The 18,318-nt window shown below is 62.7% G+C and carries 17 protein-coding genes; 4 read left to right on the forward strand and 13 right to left on the reverse strand.

Features of this window, described 5'->3' with window-relative positions; genetic code table 11:
• Positions 1-86: 86 nt before the first annotated feature.
• Entirely contained in the window at positions 87-254 is a 168-nt protein-coding gene (locus tag BLL36_RS30410; RefSeq protein ID WP_157697313.1) for a hypothetical protein, read from the reverse strand.
• A gap of 895 nt (positions 255-1,149) precedes the next feature.
• Between BLL36_RS30410 and BLL36_RS08135 the strand changes: the two genes are divergently transcribed.
• Positions 1,150-1,425 carry a DUF6124 family protein gene (locus BLL36_RS08135; RefSeq protein WP_076950939.1) on the forward strand — a complete coding sequence of 92 codons (276 nt, stop codon included), beginning with the start codon at positions 1,150-1,152 and terminating at the stop codon, positions 1,423-1,425.
• A gap of 167 nt (positions 1,426-1,592) precedes the next feature.
• On the opposite strand, the gene BLL36_RS31015 is transcribed toward BLL36_RS08135, so the two are convergent.
• Positions 1,593-1,733, reverse strand: a complete 141-nt coding sequence (locus BLL36_RS31015) for a hypothetical protein (protein ID WP_157697314.1) — start codon at positions 1,731-1,733, stop codon at positions 1,593-1,595.
• Between the two features lie 34 nt (positions 1,734-1,767).
• Complete coding sequence (locus tag BLL36_RS08140; protein WP_076951014.1) at positions 1,768-2,700, reverse strand: pyridoxamine 5'-phosphate oxidase family protein; 933 nt, start codon at positions 2,698-2,700, stop codon at positions 1,768-1,770.
• Between the two features lie 168 nt (positions 2,701-2,868).
• On the opposite strand from BLL36_RS08140, the gene BLL36_RS08145 reads away from it, so the two are divergent.
• Complete coding sequence (locus tag BLL36_RS08145; protein ID WP_076950940.1) at positions 2,869-3,945, forward strand: aldo/keto reductase; 1,077 nt, start codon at positions 2,869-2,871, stop codon at positions 3,943-3,945.
• A 240-nt stretch (positions 3,946-4,185) separates the two neighbouring features.
• Positions 4,186-5,397, forward strand: a complete 1,212-nt coding sequence (locus BLL36_RS08150; protein WP_076950941.1) for a DUF1835 domain-containing protein — start codon at positions 4,186-4,188, stop codon at positions 5,395-5,397.
• A 42-nt stretch (positions 5,398-5,439) separates the two neighbouring features.
• On the opposite strand, the gene BLL36_RS08155 is transcribed toward BLL36_RS08150, so the two are convergent.
• Genes BLL36_RS08155 through gabT form a run of 3 tightly spaced genes read right to left on the reverse strand, consistent with a single transcriptional unit; the run spans position 5,440 to position 7,958 of the window.
• The gene (locus BLL36_RS08155) at positions 5,440-5,928 is read right to left on the reverse strand and encodes an Lrp/AsnC family transcriptional regulator (protein WP_010449292.1); all 489 of its coding nucleotides are present in this window, start codon (positions 5,926-5,928) and stop codon (positions 5,440-5,442) included.
• A 45-nt stretch (positions 5,929-5,973) separates the two neighbouring features.
• Complete coding sequence (locus tag BLL36_RS08160; RefSeq protein ID WP_076950942.1) at positions 5,974-6,618, reverse strand: HAD family hydrolase; 645 nt, start codon at positions 6,616-6,618, stop codon at positions 5,974-5,976.
• 47 nt (positions 6,619-6,665) lie between these two features.
• Positions 6,666-7,958: a 4-aminobutyrate--2-oxoglutarate transaminase gene (gene gabT, locus BLL36_RS08165; RefSeq protein ID WP_076950943.1), complete on the reverse strand. Its 1,293-nt coding sequence runs from the start codon at positions 7,956-7,958 to the stop codon at positions 6,666-6,668.
• A 194-nt stretch (positions 7,959-8,152) separates the two neighbouring features.
• Here gabT and BLL36_RS08170 point away from each other — a divergent pair, with 194 nt between their 5' ends.
• Positions 8,153-9,079 carry a 2-hydroxyacid dehydrogenase gene (locus tag BLL36_RS08170; protein WP_076950944.1) on the forward strand — a complete coding sequence of 309 codons (927 nt, stop codon included), beginning with the start codon at positions 8,153-8,155 and terminating at the stop codon, positions 9,077-9,079.
• Positions 9,080-9,830: 751 nt separating this feature from the next.
• Here BLL36_RS08170 and BLL36_RS08175 read toward each other — a convergent pair.
• The 7 genes from BLL36_RS08175 to BLL36_RS08205 form a co-directional block, all read right to left on the reverse strand.
• Positions 9,831-10,910, reverse strand: a complete 1,080-nt coding sequence (locus BLL36_RS08175; RefSeq protein ID WP_076950945.1) for a tartrate dehydrogenase — start codon at positions 10,908-10,910, stop codon at positions 9,831-9,833.
• Between the two features lie 20 nt (positions 10,911-10,930).
• Positions 10,931-12,391, reverse strand: a complete 1,461-nt coding sequence (locus tag BLL36_RS08180) for an NAD-dependent succinate-semialdehyde dehydrogenase (protein ID WP_076950946.1) — start codon at positions 12,389-12,391, stop codon at positions 10,931-10,933.
• Between the two features lie 117 nt (positions 12,392-12,508).
• On the reverse strand, positions 12,509-13,666 hold the full coding sequence (argE, locus tag BLL36_RS08185) for an acetylornithine deacetylase (RefSeq protein WP_076950947.1): 1,158 nt from the start codon (positions 13,664-13,666) through the stop codon (positions 12,509-12,511).
• 17 nt (positions 13,667-13,683) lie between these two features.
• A complete protein-coding gene (locus tag BLL36_RS08190; protein WP_076950948.1) occupies positions 13,684-14,817 on the reverse strand; it encodes an NAD(P)/FAD-dependent oxidoreductase in 1,134 nt (377 codons plus the stop codon).
• A complete protein-coding gene (locus tag BLL36_RS08195) occupies positions 14,814-16,190 on the reverse strand; it encodes an FAD/NAD(P)-dependent oxidoreductase (RefSeq protein ID WP_076950949.1) in 1,377 nt (458 codons plus the stop codon). The genes BLL36_RS08190 and BLL36_RS08195 overlap by 4 nt, the downstream gene beginning before the upstream one ends.
• Positions 16,172-16,480 (reverse strand): (2Fe-2S)-binding protein, encoded by a 309-nt coding sequence (locus BLL36_RS08200; RefSeq protein WP_076950950.1) that lies wholly within the window; start codon positions 16,478-16,480, stop codon positions 16,172-16,174. Before BLL36_RS08200 ends, BLL36_RS08195 begins: the two co-directional genes overlap by 19 nt.
• A complete protein-coding gene (locus BLL36_RS08205; protein ID WP_076950951.1) occupies positions 16,477-18,318 on the reverse strand; it encodes an ABC transporter ATP-binding protein in 1,842 nt (613 codons plus the stop codon). The genes BLL36_RS08200 and BLL36_RS08205 overlap by 4 nt, the downstream gene beginning before the upstream one ends.

An 18,318-nucleotide genomic window follows, 5' to 3' on the forward strand; every position in this document is an offset into this window, starting at 1 on the left:
ATATCCCGTAGAGGTTTTCTGGCAAGCCAGAAAACCTCAGTAGGTGAGTGAATACTGAGTCTACTCATCCGCAGCTGGGGGCTCCGTTATCGAATTATGGCAACCGCCACTTCCTCCATTACATCCGCCGCCGCCGCCACATCCTCCGCTACCACCGCACCCGCCTTGGCTCCCAGACGCACCGGCGTTACCTGCATACGGGTTGAATCCAGACTCACTATCAAAACTAAAAACAAACTCTCCAAACTTTTCATTGTTCATTTCGATTCTCCACTTTAGGTACAACTCACTTTTCGCCGCTTAGCAACAAGCGACAAAAATAAATCTAGCCTTTTCGGAAAAAATCGCAATTTATAAAAAAAGGCAATGTAGGAAAGTTACCTACTATCATTAGGAATTTTCACTCACTAATATCGGACGCCCGACGGTTGCGAGATAATATTAAAACTGCTCCGCACCTTGCTTAACAAACTCGTTTTTTTATTAAATTAATGCCTTACGAACGTATTCGCCTATAAGAAGCAGTAAGGTCCAACGCAGAGGTTTTTTGCAGGACAATCGCAATTCCCACAAAGATATAGAAAACAATCCGACAAATGGCACTGTATGGTCCGTTCTCCAATGTTTTTTGAACCTGACTGGACTGCGCTTCGTCGCCAAGCAACGCGTCCGACTTATTGGTTGGCATCCATGCAGCACCTTCCTCTCCTCCCGGCTGCGAATAGGGCCTGCACGAGTAAGAAACGGCACGGTAGCCTGGATTGCAGGCAAAATCGCGGGCAAGGACCAGGACCAGCAGAGCTAACGTTAAGGGTTAGGGCAGTCTGGGAATCCAACATATGGCACCATTTCAATGGTGCACCAACAACCGTCGGACCGCTCTTACACAACTTTCGGGTTGCGTCTGATGAGACTCGCCGCTAACCTTCGCGGGTCGCTGCAAATTCAGCGAATGGGTGTGGTAGCCCAGTTTTTTCATAGACCCCAAAACGCTCAAGGGCGTTTTTTTGTGCGGGCTGCTTTGTGGCGGCTGTGCATGGGAGGCTTCGGCCTGCCGGGTTTCTATGACCGGTCTACCACCCCGTGTACAGTCGCCTCCTGACTTCGTGTGGTAGCGAAATGGAGGTGCTCATTCATAGGAGCTTCGCCATGAAAAAGGTCACACCCAATCCCCCGCCGTCCACATTGGACGACAATCCGCAAACACCTCCCGATGTCATCTTCACCGTTCGTCCCGGTCTCAGTACTGAAGCTGCGTTGAGCAATGCCAGCGAGATGCTTGAGTCAGCCACCGTCTGCGCCTACGACTGCGCCGAGCGCCTTGATAGGCAAAGCCGCAAGCAGGTGCTTGCAGTGGTGCAGATGATCGAGATTGCGCAGTTGTTGGTCGATGAGGCGCTGAACCGGGAATGCCCGGTGGCCTGAACTCAAGAACATAGCCCCTCGAACGAAGCGAAACGCTGTGGGAGTTATCGAGCGTTGGCGCGGCTGCGATGAGGCCTAGTCAGACGGTCAATTCGTCGACTGACCGGACGCCTTCGCAGCCTCGCCAAGGCTCGACAGCTCCACATGAGATTGCGGAGCCTGTGGTATCACCAGCCGAACACTTTCTGCCCATCCACACCGATCAAATGTGGGAGCTGGCTTGCCTGCGAAAGCGGTGTATCAGGTCCCATTTCTTCCAGCAGTGCCGCCGCCTTCGCAGCCTCGCTAAAGCTCGACAGCTCCCACATTTGATCTCCACAGGCTGCGCGAAATGTTGCGTGGCTACCAATGCCCCATCCCCAGACTGAACGGCGAAAATTCCGCAAACACCCACCTCAACGCCAACGCCGCCGGGCGCCGGACCACATATTCCACGGTTACCGTCCACACGCGTTGGGCGCCCTCGAACAGCGCCACTTGCGGGCCGTCGAGGATCAACGATGTGCGTCCGGACAGTTGCAGCACATCGCCCGATGCAAAATCGATGAACAACAACCCCGCCACCGGGTTCACCTGCAGATTACCCAGGGTGTTGAAGAACAGGTTGCCGGCGAAGTCGGGGATGGTCAGTACGTTGCCTTCAACCCGCACAAAGCCGGTGTTGCCGCCCCGGTGAGAAACATCCACCGAGCGCTGGCCGTGCACCTCGATGTAGCTGGCGACGAAGAAGGTGTCGGCGTTGCGGATCAAGGCCTGTGCCGCTTCGTCGAGCCCGTTCAAGCGTTCGACCAGGGTGCCGGGTTTGCGGGCGACGGCGTCGACTGGCCGCAGTTGGATGTACTTGGGGCAGTTGCCGAAGGCCTGCACCACGTCGACCGAAAAGCCCTCATGATCGAGCGCGCCGATACGCCCATTCATGCGGTTGCGGCGGCGGGTGTTGAGGTCGATGCCCAGCAAGCCTACCGATGCGCCGGGCTGCAGTGCGTTACGCGCCGGATCGCCCACCGACGGCAGGCTGTCGATCTGCAACGTCAGCGGGTCCGGCGAGTGGGCGAAACCTGGTGCGCCTTCAATCATCGTGGCCCAGGGAATGCCCTGCTCGTCCACCACCCCCAGCATCAGGTACGGCAACAAGGGATAGAAATCCCGATGTTGTTCCGGCAAGTGATCGCGAATTACCTTGGGCCCGATCATCGCCATCCGGTCGGCCACGCCAACTGCTGCTTGCATCTGCCGTTCGCCGGCATGCCAGGGAGTTTGTTCGATCGGGTTCATGGCACGCACCAGTGGAATCACCAGAATCAACAATCCAGCATTTCACCGGATGAAGCAATCCGGTCGGCGCGTTGGTGAGACAGCCGCACGAAGTTTTCACGAAAAAATTCAAACTATCGCCACCCCTGTCGTTCACACGTTCACGTGCAACGCAAAGTAGGAGGCGACATGCAATACCGACAACTGGGCCATTCCGGCCTGCTGGTATCCGAAATCATTCTGGGCACCGTGCCCTTTGGCGGTCGCGCCGAGTTTGAACAATGCGGATCAGTGGACGTTCCGCAGGCCAAGCGTATGTTCGACATCGCGTTCGACGCGGGTGTGAACATGGTCGACACCGCCGACCTCTATTCCCACGGGTTGGCGGAAGAAGTGGTCGGAAAGGCCCTGGGCGACAAGCGCAACGAGATTCTGCTGGCCACCAAAGGCCGCAGCCCCGTGGACAAGAATCCGAACAACTCCGGCTCATCGCGCTATCACTTGATTCGTGCGTGCGAAGCCAGCTTGAAACGCTTGGGCACCGACCATATCGACCTGTACCAATTGCACAACTGGGACGGCATGACGCCCATCGAGGAAACCCTCGAAGCGCTGCGGCTGCTGGTGGGCTCGGGCAAAATCCGCTATTTCGGCACCAGTAATTTCACCGCCTGGCAAATGATGAAAACCCTGGGCAAGGCCGAGCTGCACGGCATGCTCAAACCCATCACCCAGCAGATCTACTACACCCCGGAATCCCGCGAGGCCGAGTATGAGCTGCTGCCGCTGGCGCTGGACCAGCACGTGGGCACCCTGGTGTGGGGGCCGATGGGCGAAGGCTTGTTGACCGGTTCGACCCGGCGCGGGCACAAGCCGCCCGCCAACACCCGCCAGGGCAGCGGCTGGCCGGAACCCTATGTGCATGACCAGGAGCGCGCGCTGGACATCATCGAGACCCTCGCCGCCGTCGGCGATGAGCACGGTGTCTCGGTTGCCCGCACATGCCTGGCCTGGCTCAAGGATCGACCGGGCATCACCTCGCTGATCATCGGCGCCCGCACCGAAGCGCACCTGCGCGACAACCTGGCGGCCACCGAACTGAAGCTGACCGAGGAACAATTCTCTCGCATTGAAGCGGTGACGCGTCGCCAGCCGTTGTATCCGTATTGGCATCGGTTTACCGCCGGGATCGACCGTTTTGACCCGGCGGAGCAGCCGTTTCTGGCGGAGCATCAGAAGACCATGGATGCGCGTAAGGACAAGTAGCGCAGACACACAGCAGATCAAAAACTGTGGGAGCGCGGTGCGACGATTCGACTTGCTCGCTCCCACATTTGCTCTGTGTGAAACCAGTGATTTGCAAACGAACACGACACCTCCTATATTTCCCGCCTGGCGCTCTCTACGCCACCTTCCGCGGAAAGGGCTGCGCCCAAGACCTTGCAACACCCTCTTTTTCTACGACTCCCCACCTTGAAGCGGAAAAGGTTTGTGCAAGGAGATCGTATGTCCCGTCACTTCAACACCAATGGCCGCCTCAACCTGGAGCAGCAGCGCAAGCGCGCCAAGGAACTGTTGCCGCGCCTCAAAGCCCAGGACCCGAACGCCACCCTGTCCCAGGCTCAGTGGGAGATTGCCAAACAGCTGGGTTTCAGCAGTTGGCCCAAACTCAAGGCGCATGTGGATGCCATCGACTTCGCCAGCCGCCACCCCGACTTCGCAGCCAGCGATGAAGCCCGCACCACGCACTGGCGCTGCGGCAATGATATTGCGCACAGCCTGCAAGTTGCCGGGTTCAAGGGGCAATTCCAGATGCTCAGCGATCCGCTGTGCATGGGCCCGGTTCGCGACTTGCCCGACGACGAATTCCGCGCCATGCGCAGCGCCTTTATCAGCCAGGCCTTTGCCATCGACGCAGCCCAGGTAACCCGCCGCGTCGCCGATGAATACGACCAGCTCGCCACGTTGGGCACCGTCGAGCACAGCGTGCTGTGGTGCGAGGCGGATGCCTACGACCAACTGTTCCTGATTCGCGCGCTCGCCGGGCTGGCGCAGGCGCCGCGCAAGCTGGAGCTGATCGAAGTCGACCGTATCCCGGGTGTCGAACGCTTTATCGGCATCGGCCAGTTGGCCCCTGATGTACTGGCCTGGCTGTGGCCGCAGCGACGGCTGATCGGTGACGACGCGGTGCAATTGGCCAGACAAGCCTGGTCGGCGTATTGCGCACCGTCACCCGAGGCCTTGGCCAAGCTGGCCCACGGCACCCATGCCGCCCTGCCTTTGCTGGCACCCGCGCTGTTGCGCCAGTTGCAGGAATTGCCGGGTATCCGCGATGGCTTATCGCTGACCGAACGCCTGGCCCTGACCTGCATTGCCGAGGCCGGGCCAGTGCCCTTCGGCCGGGTGTTCGCCGAGTTAATGAGCAAGCGCGAGCCGCTGCCCTTCCTGGGGGACATGATGTTTCATGCGCTGTTGCGGCCGTTGATCGACGGCGAGCAGCCCTTGCTCATCGAAACCGAGACGCACCAGGACTGGCCACGACGCCCGCTGGCACTGACCCCATTGGGCCATGACGTGCTCAACGCACAGGCGTATTGGCCCGACCATGCTTCGCACGAGCGTTGGGTGGGCGGCACCTGCATCAGGCCCGGCAAACCTCATTGGACGGTGGATGCATACAATCGTCCGGTGCGGCGTACCCAACCTTCAGTCACATAAGCAAGGGCCTATAAACCGAGGTCGCCTGCCAGGCAGGCGATTTCAATGCCGCAGCAACTTGCGCAGCGGCACGCCGTCCTTGAGCACCGGGGACTTGATCACGATATAGCTGAAGTACTTGGAAATGCCGATGTTCTTGTCCAGCAGGCTTTCGACCACTTCCTGGTAGTGCTGGATGCTGCGGGTCATGAAGCGCACCAGGTAATCGTAGCCGCCGCTGATCAAGTGACATTCGAGCACTTCATCGACCAGGCGGATGTTGGATTCGAACTTGGCGAAGTCTTCACGCTTGTGATCGCTGAGGGTGATCTCGGTAAACACTGTGACCGAATCGGTAATCTTGGCAAGGTTCAAGTGCGCCTTGTAGCTGGAGATATAGCCTGCCGACTCCAATCGCTTGACCCGTTGCAGGCACGGGCTGGCGGACAGGCCCACGGCGTCGGCTAGGCTGACATTGGTCATCCGGCCGTCTTTTTGCAGTTCGACCAGAATGCTGATGTCGATCCGGTCCAGCTTGACTTGCCCTTCCATTGCGTACCTCTTGACTGCCATTTGTAAGACAATCTTCTAGCAAAATCAGCGCCGTAAAGACAGCTGATGCTGCGCCACCAGATCCGCCATGCTGTTGATGCAGTAGTCCGCCGCGCACGGCGAGGGCTGCCGGGCGCGATGGCGGCCGATCAGGCAGCGGTCCAGCGCCACCTGCGTGCCGACCGATGGTCGAGTGATATGCAGCGTCGGCTGCTCCTCTGCGCCTTGGCGATTGAGCCATTGTGGGTCCTCGGCCAGGGAAATGAAGTCTTCCGGTGCAATCCCCAGCCGCTCGCACAACACGCCGCGGTCTTGCGCATCGCGGTCGCCGCGGACCAACAGGCGATAGAACTTGCGCAAGTACAACATCGCGCCCGGCGCATCTTCGAACAATGACCAGTTGCCTGCCGAACGGGCAAAGCTCATGCCCTCCTCCCAACTGGCGTGCTGCCCCCACGTCTCGGCGAGTTGGCGATGGGCGAAACACAACACGCCACTGAAGCCCAGCTCGGCGAAGCGCGGGTAGAGCGTAGCCACCACCTCGTTGAATTCGGCCAGCACCTGTTCCCTGGACGGCTGCCCGCCACGGTTATCGAGCAGCGGTTGCAAGGCCGCCCACACCCCCGAGTCGCGGTCCACCAGCACTTCATCGCAATCGATCAGTAACGCTCGATAATCTGTCAGCCCCATGGTGGGTCAAGCCTCCTTGATGCGTTTGGCCCATAGCGGGCACAGCCTCAGTTCAAGACCCGTGCCAAGGCCGCGTCGAGAATCTGCAACGCTTCGTCAATCTGAGCTTCAGTAGTCACCAGCGGCGCGAGGAAGCGCAGCACGTTGCGGTACACACCGCATTTGATCACCAGCAAGCCACCGGCACGGGCGGCATCGATCACCCGTTGGTTAAGCTCGGCATCCGGGGTGCGCGCCGGGTCATTCTTGATCAGCTCGATGGCCAGCATGAAGCCGGTACCGCGTACATCACCGATAACCGGATAGCGCGCCTGCAAACCGAGCAGGCCCTGGCGCAGGCGTTCGCCCAGCACCTGGCTGCGCGCCAGCAATTGCTCTTGTTCGAACGCATCGATCACCGCCAGCGCCGCCGCGCAGGCCAAGGCATTGCCGCCGTAGGTGCCACCGAGACCGCCGGGCAGCGGTGCGTCCATGATCTGCGCCTTGCCGACCACCCCGGACAACGGCAAGCCGCCGGCCAGGCTCTTGGCCACGGTGACCAGGTCGGGCTGGATACCGGCGTGCTGGAAACCGAACCAGGTACCGGTGCGACCGAAGCCGGTCTGGATCTCGTCGAGGATCAACACGATGCCGTGCTTGTCCGCCAACGTGCGCAGCGCCTGGAGAAACTCCGGCGGCGCGGCGAGGAAACCGCCATCGCCCTGCACCGGCTCGATGAGGATCGCCGCCACGCGTTCCGGCGCCACTTGGGTCGCCAGCAATTCATCGAGGGCCTTGAGTGCGACCTCGCTGGTCACGCCGCGATACGCATTCGGGTAAGGCGTGTGGAACACTTCCGGTGCAAACGGCCCGAAGTTCTGTTTGTAGGGCTGGCTCATGCCCGTGAGCGTGGTGCCCAGCAAGGTACGGCCGTGGAACCCACCGCGAAAGGCGATGACCGCCGAACGATTGGTATGGGCGCGGGCGATTTTCACCGCATTTTCCACCGCCTCGGCACCCGAGGTGAAGAACGCCGCTTTATAGGCCTCCTGCCCGCCGATCATTTCACACAGGCGCTGGGCCAGGTCGAGGTAAGGCTGGTAGGCCACCACTTGGAAACAGGCGTGGGACACCTTCTGCAACTGGGCTTGCACGGCAGCCACCACCTTGGGGTGGTTGTGGCCGATATTGAGCACGCCAATGCCGCCGACGAAATCCAGATAACGCTTGCCATCCACATCCCACAACTCGGCGCCCTGCGCGCGGTCGATCACCAGCGGGTGCGCGGTGACCAGCCCACGCGGCACGAACTGCTCGCGCTGACGGAGCAAATGAGGGGTTTCGTCGACTTTGCTATTCATGGCATTTCCCATCGTGAGTCCGGCAACCGGGAGGTGGTTGCGATGCTCTCCAGATTACGGTGTGCGGGCAACGCACTACGCCGAACTTGCCCCGCAGGACATTCGTATCGACTGTTTTGCCCCCGCGTTTCAACAGATCCTGCGCCGGGCTTTGGGCGATGATGATCGCTACCTTCATCGCGCAGGAAATACCCATGGCCTTGCTCTATAAAGCCGACCCGGTACGTGGCCAACACTGGCAGGCGCTCTTTGCCGAACAGGCGCCGGATATTGCCTGGCGCGCCTGGCCGGACCTCGGCAACCCCGCAGAAATCGAATACCTCGCCGCCTGGACGGCACCGGACGACGTGGCGCAATTGCTGCCCAACCTGAAAGTGTTGTTTGCGCTGTCGGCCGGGGTCGATCAGCTCGACCTTTCGCGTTTGCCGCCTGATTTGCCCGTGGTGCGCCTGCTGGACCCCGGCATTACCCGTGGCATGTGCGAATACGCCAGTTGGGCGGTGCTCAGCCTGCACCGGGATATGTTGCGCTATCGCCAGCAACAGGTTACGCGGTGCTGGCAGGCGCACCTGTTGCAGCCGGCGGCCAACCGCCGCGTGGGCGTGATGGGCTTGGGTGCCCAGGCGCAGCAGATTCTGGCGACACTGGCGCCGCTGGGGTTTGCCTTGTCGGGCTGGGCGCGCAGTGCGCATCAGATCGCGGGGGTGGACTGCTACGCCGGTGAGCAGCAATTGCCGGCATTCCTGAGCCAGTGCGACATTCTGTTGTGTGTGCTGCCGTTGACCGAGCAGACCCAGGGGATTCTCAACCATCGCCTGTTTGACCAACTGCCCCGTGGAGCGGCATTGATCAACATGGGCCGTGGCGGGCATCTGGTGGAAGCGGATTTGCTGGCTGCGCTGGGCAGCGGGCACTTGAGTGGCGCCGTGCTGGATGTGCTGCAGGAAGAGCCGGCACCGGCGAATCATGCGTTCTGGGATCACCCCCAGATTGTGCTCACTCCCCACATTGCAGCGATGACCCAACCGCACAGTGCGTTTGGAGTGTTGCTGGAAAATATCCGACGGTTCGAGCGCGGTGAGGCGATGGTGGGTGAGGTGGATCGATCACTGGGTTACTGATGATCAACATAGGGAGGTTGTCGTCGCAGAGATTACGCTCGCCGGCACAACCTAGCTCCCCCTGAGACAGCCAAGCCCCTGTGGGAGCTGTCGAGCTTTAGCGAGGCTGCGAAAGCGGTGGGTCAGGCAATGAAGATGTCGGCAGTGCCGCCGCCTTCGCAGCCTCGCTGGGGCTCGACAGCTCCCACAGTTGATCTCGGCCGTTGCCGGAATTGCGCTCGCAGGCACAGCCCAACTTCACCTGACACAGCCGAGCCCTTGTGGGAGCTCCCGAGCTTTAGCGAGGCTGCGAAAGCGGTGGGTCAGGCAATGAAGATGTCGGCAGTGCCGCCGCCTTCGCAGCCTCGCTGGGGCTCGACAGCTCCCACAGTCGATCTCTGTTGTTGCTGAGAGTGCGTTAGCAGGTACAACTGAAATCCCGCCGACGAAGCAGATCCCTGTGGGAGCTCCCGAGCTTTAGCGAGGCTGCGATAGCGGTGGGTCAGGCAATGAAAATGCCAGCAGTACCGCCGCCTTCGCAACCTCGCCGGGGCTCGACAGCTCCCACAGTCGATCTCTGTTGTTGCTGAGAGTGCGTTAGCAGGTGCAACTGAAATCCCGCCGACGAAGCAGATCCCTGTGGGAGCTCCCGAGCTTTAGCGAGGCTGCGATAGCGGTGGGTCAGGCGACGAAAATGCCAGCAGTACCATCGCCTTCGCAGCCTCGCCGGGGCTCGACAGCTCTCACATTCGAGCGCCGGTTTTCGACTGCGTCACAGCCTGGCTGCAATCGCCAGCCCTACCTCCTGTGTCGAACCCTTCCCGCCCAAATCCGGTGTAATCGGTCCTTCGGCAATCACCGCCTCGATCGCCCGCAAAATCCCATCATGCGCCGCCCGATAGCGTTCATCGCCATTGCCCAAGAAATCCAGCATCAACGCCCCCGACCAGATCATCGCTATCGGGTTCGCAATGTTCTGCCCGTAGATATCCGGCGCCGAGCCGTGCACCGGTTCAAACAGGGACGGAAACCGCCGCTGCGGGTCCAGGTTCGCCGAGGGCGCAATGCCGATTGTTCCCGCGCACGCCGGTCCCAGGTCCGACAGGATGTCGCCAAACAGATTCGACGCCACCACCACATCAAAGCGATCCGGTTGCAGCACAAACCGCGCGCACAAGATATCAATGTGCTGCTTGTCCCAGGCCACGTCGGGATAATTCGCCGCCATCAGCGCCGTGCGCTCGTCCCAGTACGGCATGCTGATGGATATCCCGTTGGACTTGGTCGCCGCCGTCAAGCGCTTGCGCGGGCGGGCCTGGGCCAGGTCGAAGGCAAACTTGAGGATGCGATCGACACCCCGCCGGGTGAATACCGACTCCTGCAACACGAACTCATGCTCGGTGCCTTCGAACATCTTGCCGCCCACCGATGAATATTCACCCTCGGTGTTTTCGCGGATAACCACAAAGTCGATGTCCCCCGGCTCCCGCCCGGCCAGCGGGCATGGAACGCCGGGAAACAGGCGCACCGGGCGGATATTCACGTACTGGTCAAAGTCACGGCGGAACTTGAGCAGCGAGCCCCACAGGGAAATATGGTCCGGGACTTTGTCCGGCCAGCCCACCGCGCCAAAGTAGATCGCGTCGAAGCCCTTGAGCTGTTCGAACCAGTCCTCGGGCATCATCTGCCCATGCTCCAGGTAGTAGTCACAGTGGGCCCAGTCGAGCACTTCGATGCTCAGGTCCAACTCCCAGACCTTGGCGGCCTGCTCCAATACCCGCAGCCCTTCGGGCAACACTTCCTTGCCAATGCCATCGCCGGCAATCGCCGCGATTCTGAATACCTTGCTCATGGATCACCCCTCATTAACTGTCAGTTCAGGCCGCCGATGTGGAAGGCTTTGACTTCAAGGTACTCATCCAGGCCGTACTTGCTGCCTTCGCGGCCCAACCCGGATTGCTTGATGCCGCCAAACGGTGCAATTTCCATGGAGATGATCCCGGTGTTGAGCCCGACCATGCCGAACTCCAGCGCTTCGCCGAAACGCCATGAGCGCTGCAAATCCTGGGTGAAATAATAGGCGCCCAGGCCGTACGGCGTGGCGTTGGCCAGCGCGAGCGCCTGGGCTTCATCGGTAAAGCGCATCAGCGGCGCCACCGGGCCGAAGGTTTCTTCATTGGCCAGCAGCATTCCGGCGTGGGTGTCGCCGAGCACCGTGGGCTGCACGAACTGGCTGTCGCCGCTGGGGATCGCACCGCAGAGCAGCTTGGCGCCCTGGCCCAGGGCATCGTCGATATGCCGCGCGACTTTGTCGACCGCCGCACGGTTGATCAGCGGGCCGATGGTCACGCCGTCTTCCAGACCGTTGCCGACCTTGAGCTTGCCCACCTCTTGTACCAGGCGTGCGGCGAAACGCTCGTAAATCCCTTCTTGCACCAGGATGCGGTTGGCGCACACGCAGGTTTGCCCGGCGTTGCGGAACTTGCTGATCATCACCCCCGCTACCGCCTGCTCCAGGTCGGCGTCGTCGAACACGATAAACGGCGCGTTACCGCCCAGTTCCAGGCTCAGGCGCTTGATGTGCTCGGCGCTCTGGCGCATCAACAGGCGGCCGACGGCCGTGGAGCCGGTAAAGGAGATCTTGCGCACCGCCGGATTGCCGGTCAGCTCCGCGCCGATGCCGGCGGGCAGCCCGGTGATGACGTTGAACACGCCCGCCGGAATGCCGACGCGGTCAGCCAGCACGGCCAGGGCCAGCGCCGACAGCGGTGTGAGGTCCGACGGCTTGACGATGATCGGGCAGCCGGCGGCCAGCGCAGGCGCGCACTTGCGGGTGATCATTGCGTTGGGGAAGTTCCACGGCGTGATCGCCGCGCACACACCCACCGGTTGTTTCAAGGTCAACAGACGGCGATCGCCACTGGGCGCCTGCATGGTTTCACCGTAGACCCGCCGCGCTTCCTCGGCGAACCATTTGACGAAGCCGGCACCGTAGCGCACCTCGCCCTTCGCTTCGTTCAGGGGCTTGCCCTGTTCGCTGGTCATGATCAGCGCCAGGTCTTCAAGGTTGTCGATCATTGCCTGGAACCAACGCTCCAGCAGCGCCGCACGCTCGGCCGCAGGGCGTGCGCGCCAGGCGGGCCAGGCCTGTTCGGCGGCGTCGATGGCACGCCGGGTGTCCACCGCGTCCATCGCCGGCACCTGCGCGAGCAACCGGCCGTTGGCGGGGTCGCGGATATCCAGGGTGGCACCGCTGTCGGCGGCGATCCACTGGCCATCCACGTAGGCGAGTTCAGCCAGCAGGCTGGGGTCTTGCAAGCGATTCTTGAGCATGGTCGAGTCCTGATCCGAGACAGGTTCCAGTCTAGGGAACCGCCACGGATGAGGATGCCGAAAGCGCGGCTCAAGCAGCGCGGCATGCTGAATTTGCGCGCCGCACGGCAGGCTCTGCTAGGCCGTCAGCGAGCCGAGCAAGCCTTGCAGGAAGCGCTCGCCGGCGTCCATCTGGCTGATCTCGATAAACTCGTCGGGCTTGTGCGCCTGCTCGATGGAACCTGGCCCGCACACCACCACCGGCACTTCCAGGCGCTGCTTGAACAGGCCGCCTTCGGTGCCGAACGAGACCTTGGCAGTCCCCGTACCCGGCGCGGCGAATTGCCTGAGAAAGCGTACCGCCTCGACGCTGGGGTGGGTATCGAGACCGGGGTAGACGTTGACGGTTTCGATCTCGATGGCCGCGACGCTGGAAAGTTTTTGCGCCTCGCGCACGATCACTTCGGCACGCTCGCGCATCTGGTCCAGGAACTGATCCAGGTCGTCGGCCGGCAAGTTGCGCACCTCGAAATCCAGGCTGCACAGGTTAGGCACGATGTTCAGCGCCTTGCCGCCGATAATCTGCCCGACATGCACGGTGCTGTAGGGCACGTCGTAGTCGGTGTCCTGGGCGCCATGTGCTTGCAGTTGCCGCTGGCTTTCACGCAGGGCGGCGATGAAGTCGCAGGCCACATGGATGGCGTTGACCGAACGCGGGGCCAGCGACGAATGCGCTTCCTGGCCACGGCAGAGCGTGCGGTACGAACCCTTGCCCTTATGGCCCAGCACAAACTGCATGTTGGTCGGTTCACCGATCACGCACAAAAACGGCCGCACCGGCGCCAGGTGCAGCACGTCGAGCAAGCGCCGTACGCCGACGCAACCGATCTCCTCGTCATGGGACAGGGCCAGTTGCAGCGGGCGGTTCAGGCTGTGGTCGGCAGCCTCGAGCATGGCGTCGATGGCCAGGGCGATAAAGCCCTTCATGTCGCAACTGCCCCGCCCGTAGATGCGCCCGTCCTGCACGGTGGCGGCGAAGGCGGGAAAAGTCCACGCCTGCCCCGCCGCCGGCACTACGTCAGTGTGCCCGGACAGCAACACCCCGGGTTGATCCTTGGGCCCGGTGCTGGCGAACAGGTTGGCCTTTCTGGCGCTCTGGTCCTTGACGATCAACGACTCGATGCCCTTGGTCAGCAGCAGCTCGCGCACGTAGTCGATCAGGGCCAGGTTCGATTCGGACGACACCGTGTCAAAGGCCATCAGCCGTTTGAGAATCTCGAGGACGCGGGGTTTCATGAGGCCTGGCTCCGTTGTTAGGCCGGTAAGGCGAACCGGGTGATTGAGAACGGCGCGATCGGGGTGCTGGTGCTGCCGGTGCTGAGCAGTTCGGCCATCACATCCCCCACGCCAGGGCCGAGCTGGAAGCCGTGGCCGCAAAAACCGAAGGCATAGAACAGCCCGTCGACGGTGCCACTGGGGCCCATCACCGGCAGCGAGTCCGGCAGGTAGCCTTCGATGCCGCTCCACACACGGATGATGTTCAGGTTACCCACGCCCGGCAGCAGGCGGCGCATCTGGCTCACCTGGTTGAGGATGCTGCGCGGCTCCACATAGGCACGGCGGTTGAGCATGTCCGGCTTGCTGCGGTAACCGCCGCCGATGACGATATTGCCGCGCGGGATCTGGCGAAAGTAGATCACCTCTTCGGGGATTTTGGTGTACACACCAATTACCGTCGGCAAGGCGTAGGGCACCGGCTCCGTGACTGCCATTTGCGGGCCATGGGTATCCAGCGGCACCGGTTCGCCGAACTGCGCCGAGAGTTTCTGGCCCCAGGCGCCTGCTGTGATCAACAGTTGCGCGCTTTGGAACTGGCGGCCGTCGGTGGTGGTGACGTGGAAATCGCCGCCGACCTTCTGCACGTCGGCGACCTCGGTGCGCTCTTCTATCCGTGCGCCCAGACGCGTGGCGGCGCGTGCAAACGCAGGCGCCGCCAGGCGCGGGTTGGCATGCCCGTCGTGTGGCGCGTAGGAGCCGCCTTTGACGTCGGGGCCCAGAAAGCCGAAACGCTGGAGCAGCTCGGCGCCGCGATAGATCCGCAAGTCCAGTTGCGCCGCTTCCGGTGCGGCGGCATAGGCCTCCAGCTCGGCGATTTCGTCTTCGCGGTAACACACGCGCATGTGCCCACTGGGGATGAATTCAAGATCATCGTCGATCAGTTCCGGCAGGCGTTTCCACAGCGCCCACGAACGGTTGGCCAGGGCCAGTTGACCGAGGAAGCGCCCTTGCCGTCGCACGTTGCCGAAGTTGACGCCGCTGGCGTACTGACCGATCTGGTCACGCTCCAGCAGGATCACCGACTGCCCGCGCCGGCGCAGGAAGAACGCCGCCGCCGAGCCCATCAACCCGCCGCCGACAATCACCACATCGGTTTTTTGCACAGTCATGGCGCGACCTCCTCGATCAGCATCGACAACGGTTTGACCGGCGCCTGGCCGCGCTGGCGCCCGACTTCCTGCACCTGCACACCGGCGGCGGCGGCAATCACTTCGGCGCCGGCGTGGGCGCAATAACGCCCCTGGCAACGGCCCATGCCCACGCGGCTGAATGCCTTGGCGCGGTTGACTTCACAGGCACCCTTCTCGTTCACGGTGCGGCGCAGTTCACCGGCACTGATCATTTCGCAGCGGCACACGATGGCGCTGTCGGGCAGCGCCTTGGCCTGCTCGCTCGGCCACGGGAACGCCTGGGCCAGGCCAAGGCGAAATTGATCCATCACCGCCAAGGCTTGCTGGTGCCCGTCTCGCAAAGCGCTGCTCACCGGTTGCTGCAGGTCCTCGAGCAACGCCAACGCCACCAGGCGCCCGGCGTGCTCGGCGGCGTCGGCGCCACGGATCTTCGCGCCGTCACCGGCCGCGTACACGCCCTTTACCGAGGTGCGGCCGGCGTCGTCGGTCGCCAGCCACCACTGGCTCGACGCCTGATCAAACGCCATGGCGCAACCGGCCAGGTCGCCCAACTGGGTCTCGGGCCGCAGGTGATAGCCCAGCGCGACGGCATCGGCCTGCACCGTCGCGGTCCGGCCGCTGCCGGTGGTGAAGCGCACGCCCATTACGCCCTGACTTGCATCGCCAAGTACTTGCAGCGGCTTGATCCCCAGGTGCACCGCCACCTTGGCGCGGTACAGCTGCGCCAGCAGCTTGATCCCGGTGAACAGCACGCCCGGACGCGCCAGCAGCTTGGGCAAGGCCTTCAAACGCAGGCTCAGGGGCGATGTATCGAGCACCGCCGCCACCTCGGCACCGGCTTTGACATATTGGCTGGCAACCAGATACAGCAAGGGCCCGCTGCCCATGAATACCACCCGATGGCCGATGGACACGGCCTGGTTTTTCAAGGCGATCTGCGCGCCGCCCAGGCTGTAGGTGCCCGCCAGATGCCAGCCCTCGATGGGCATCAAGCGATCGGTGGCGCCGGTGCAGAGGATCAGCGCGTCGTAATCCACCGTGCGATGCCGGCCCTGGCTCACGCAGCACAACTGCCCCGGCGTGAGGTTCCACACCAGGGTATCGGGACGGTAGTCGATGGCCTCGCGCAGGCGGTCGAAACTCTGGTGCAGGTCCTGGGCCTTGGCGGCTTCTCTGCCGTACAGCGTGGCGTAGTCGCGGGTGAACCCTTCTGGCTGGCGACGGTAGATCTGCCCGCCGTCGCGGCGATTTTCATCGATCAGGATCGGTTTGATGCCGGCCGCCAGCAAGGTTTCGGCGCAACGCACGCCGGCCGGTCCGGCACCGACGATCACTACCCGTGCAGTGGCCATGTTGCCTCCGGTTGTGTGGTGACAATGTCCAGCCCGTCACGGACTTCATTGGAACAGGCGCGCAGGCGTTCGCCGGCGCGGGTCCACACCCAGCAGTCCTGGCAGGCGCCCATCAGGCAGAAGCCGGCGCGGCGCCCGCTGTCGAATTCGGATTGGCGCAGCGCAGTGCCGTGAGTCAGCAGCGCGACCATCAGCGTGTCGCCCTGCAAGGCCTGGATGGGCGCACCATCCACTGTCAGGCTGACCGCCGGCCGGCCCTGTTCGGCCAGCCTCACAAAACGCCCGTTCATGCATACGCTCCCAAGTTGATGGTGGTGGCGCCCTGCTGCGTGTCGCGCAACCGGGCGCTGTCGTGGTGGCAAAGAATTTCACCGCCGTTGTCCAGGGCGCGACGCTTCGGCGCAGTGCGGTTGCACAGGCCATCGACGCGTACCGGGCAGCGATCGAGAAAGGTGCACAGTTCCTGCACGTTGGCGCGCTCGCCAACCGGCGGCAGCGCGCCGCTGGTGGCGCCGCAGTGCTCCAGCCAACCCTGGCGCAATTCGGGTACCGAGTGGATCAGCAAGTCGGTATACGGATGGAACGGCGCCTCGGCAAACGACTGGCGGCTGCCGGCCTGCACCTTGTGGCCGCTGTACATCACCACAATGTCATCGCACAGCGCGCGCACGGTGGAGATGTCATGGCTGATGAACAGATACGACACGCCGAGTTGCTGGCGCAGGTCGCGCAGCAGTTCAAGGATCGCGGCGCCGACCACCGTATCCAGGGCCGATGTGACTTCGTCGCACAGGATCAGATCCGGTTTGGCCGCCAATGCGCGGGCCAGGTTGACCCGCTGCTTCTGCCCGCCGGACAGTTCGTTGGGGCGCCGTTCGGCGAGCTCGCGGGGCAGGCGCACCAGGTCGAGCAGTTCGCCGATGCGCGATTGCAGCGCCGCGCCTTTGAGGCCGAAGTACATTTTCAGCGGCCGGCTGATAATGCTCGCCACGCTGTGCATGGGGTTGAGCGCGGTGTCGGCGTTCTGGAACACCATCTGGATCCGCCGGAACTGTTCCGGCGTACGCTCTGCGAGGCTGCCGCCCAACGCTTGGCCATCGAAGGTCAAGCCACCCAGGGCCGGCGTCAACAACCCTGCAACCACGCGGGCCAGGGTGGATTTACCCGAACCCGACTCACCGATCACACCGATGGCCTGGCCGCGTCGCACGGTCAGGTCGATGTCTTCCAGCACCCGAATCGACGGCATGCCGTGCATGTTCTTGTTGCCGTACCCGGCGGTGAGGCCGCTGATGGTCAGCAACGGTACGTCCTGGGCGATGCCGCATGGCGGGCGAAGGGTGGTGTCCGGGCGTGCGGCGGCGAGCAGGCTGCGCGTGTATTCGTGGGCCGGGGCCTGGAGCAGCGGCGCCGTGGCGCTTTGCTCAAGGATCTGCCCGCCATTGAGCACCACGATCTGGTCGGCCATTTGCGCGACGACCGCCAGGTCGTGGGACACGTACACCGCCGTCGCGCCACGTTCACGCACCACACGCTTGAAAGCGCGCAGCACGTCGATCTGGGTGGTCACGTCGAGGGCGGTGGTAGGCTCGTCAAGCACCACCAGCAACGGATCGCTGATCAGCGCCATTGCCGCCATCACCCGTTGCAGTTGCCCACCGGAAACCTGGTGCGGGTAGCGTCGAGCGATACGTTCGGGGTCGGGCAGGGCCAGGTCGCGAAACAGCCCGATCGCCTTGGCGTGCAGCTCGGCGCGGGTGCCCAGGCCGTGAATCAACGCGCCTTCCACCACCTGGTCGATCAGCCTCTTGGCCGGGTTGAACGCCGCCGCGGCGCTTTGCGCGATATAGGACACGCGGTTGCCGCGCAGGCCTTGCAGCTGTTTTTCGCTGAGGGCGAGCATGTCGTGTTCGCCGACCTGCACCACTCCGCCGGACAAGCGACAGCCACGCCGGGCATAGCCCAACAACGCCAGGGCGATGGTGGTCTTGCCCGAGCCGGACTCGCCGATCAGCGCCAGCACTTCACCTTTTTCCAGGGAAAAACTCACACCCTTGACGATTTCCACGTCGCCGTGTTCGCCACACGCGACCACGCGCAGGTCTTCGACACGAATCAATTCGGTCAT

The organism is Pseudomonas cedrina subsp. cedrina (assembly GCF_001983175.1).
Lineage (GTDB): Bacteria > Pseudomonadota > Gammaproteobacteria > Pseudomonadales > Pseudomonadaceae > Aquipseudomonas > Aquipseudomonas cedrina.

Bases quoted from the DNA above. Each gene is read 5' to 3' on its own strand.
- BLL36_RS31015 (WP_157697314.1), bottom strand. From the start codon at position 1,733: ATGTGGGAGCTGTCGAGCTTTAGCGAGGCTGCGAAGGCGGCGGCACTG.
- BLL36_RS08140 (WP_076951014.1), bottom strand. From the start codon at position 2,700: ATGAACCCGATCGAACAAACTCCCTGGCATGCCGGCGAACGGCAGATG.
- BLL36_RS08150 (WP_076950941.1), top strand. From the start codon at position 4,186: ATGTCCCGTCACTTCAACACCAATGGCCGCCTCAACCTGGAGCAGCAG.
- BLL36_RS08145 (WP_076950940.1), top strand. From the start codon at position 2,869: ATGCAATACCGACAACTGGGCCATTCCGGCCTGCTGGTATCCGAAATC.
- BLL36_RS08155 (WP_010449292.1), bottom strand. From the start codon at position 5,928: ATGGAAGGGCAAGTCAAGCTGGACCGGATCGACATCAGCATTCTGGTC.
- BLL36_RS08170 (WP_076950944.1), top strand. From the start codon at position 8,153: ATGGCCTTGCTCTATAAAGCCGACCCGGTACGTGGCCAACACTGGCAG.
- argE (WP_076950947.1), bottom strand. From the start codon at position 13,666: ATGAAACCCCGCGTCCTCGAGATTCTCAAACGGCTGATGGCCTTTGAC.
- BLL36_RS08160 (WP_076950942.1), bottom strand. From the start codon at position 6,618: ATGGGGCTGACAGATTATCGAGCGTTACTGATCGATTGCGATGAAGTG.
- BLL36_RS30410 (WP_157697313.1), bottom strand. From the start codon at position 254: ATGAAAAGTTTGGAGAGTTTGTTTTTAGTTTTGATAGTGAGTCTGGAT.
- BLL36_RS08175 (WP_076950945.1), bottom strand. From the start codon at position 10,910: ATGAGCAAGGTATTCAGAATCGCGGCGATTGCCGGCGATGGCATTGGC.
- BLL36_RS08135 (WP_076950939.1), top strand. From the start codon at position 1,150: ATGAAAAAGGTCACACCCAATCCCCCGCCGTCCACATTGGACGACAAT.
- gabT (WP_076950943.1), bottom strand. From the start codon at position 7,958: ATGAATAGCAAAGTCGACGAAACCCCTCATTTGCTCCGTCAGCGCGAG.
- BLL36_RS08205 (WP_076950951.1), bottom strand. From the start codon at position 18,318: ATGACCGAATTGATTCGTGTCGAAGACCTGCGCGTGGTCGCGTGTGGC.
- BLL36_RS08180 (WP_076950946.1), bottom strand. From the start codon at position 12,391: ATGCTCAAGAATCGCTTGCAAGACCCCAGCCTGCTGGCTGAACTCGCC.
- BLL36_RS08200 (WP_076950950.1), bottom strand. From the start codon at position 16,480: ATGAACGGGCGTTTTGTGAGGCTGGCCGAACAGGGCCGGCCGGCGGTC.
- BLL36_RS08195 (WP_076950949.1), bottom strand. From the start codon at position 16,190: ATGGCCACTGCACGGGTAGTGATCGTCGGTGCCGGACCGGCCGGCGTG.
- BLL36_RS08190 (WP_076950948.1), bottom strand. From the start codon at position 14,817: ATGACTGTGCAAAAAACCGATGTGGTGATTGTCGGCGGCGGGTTGATG.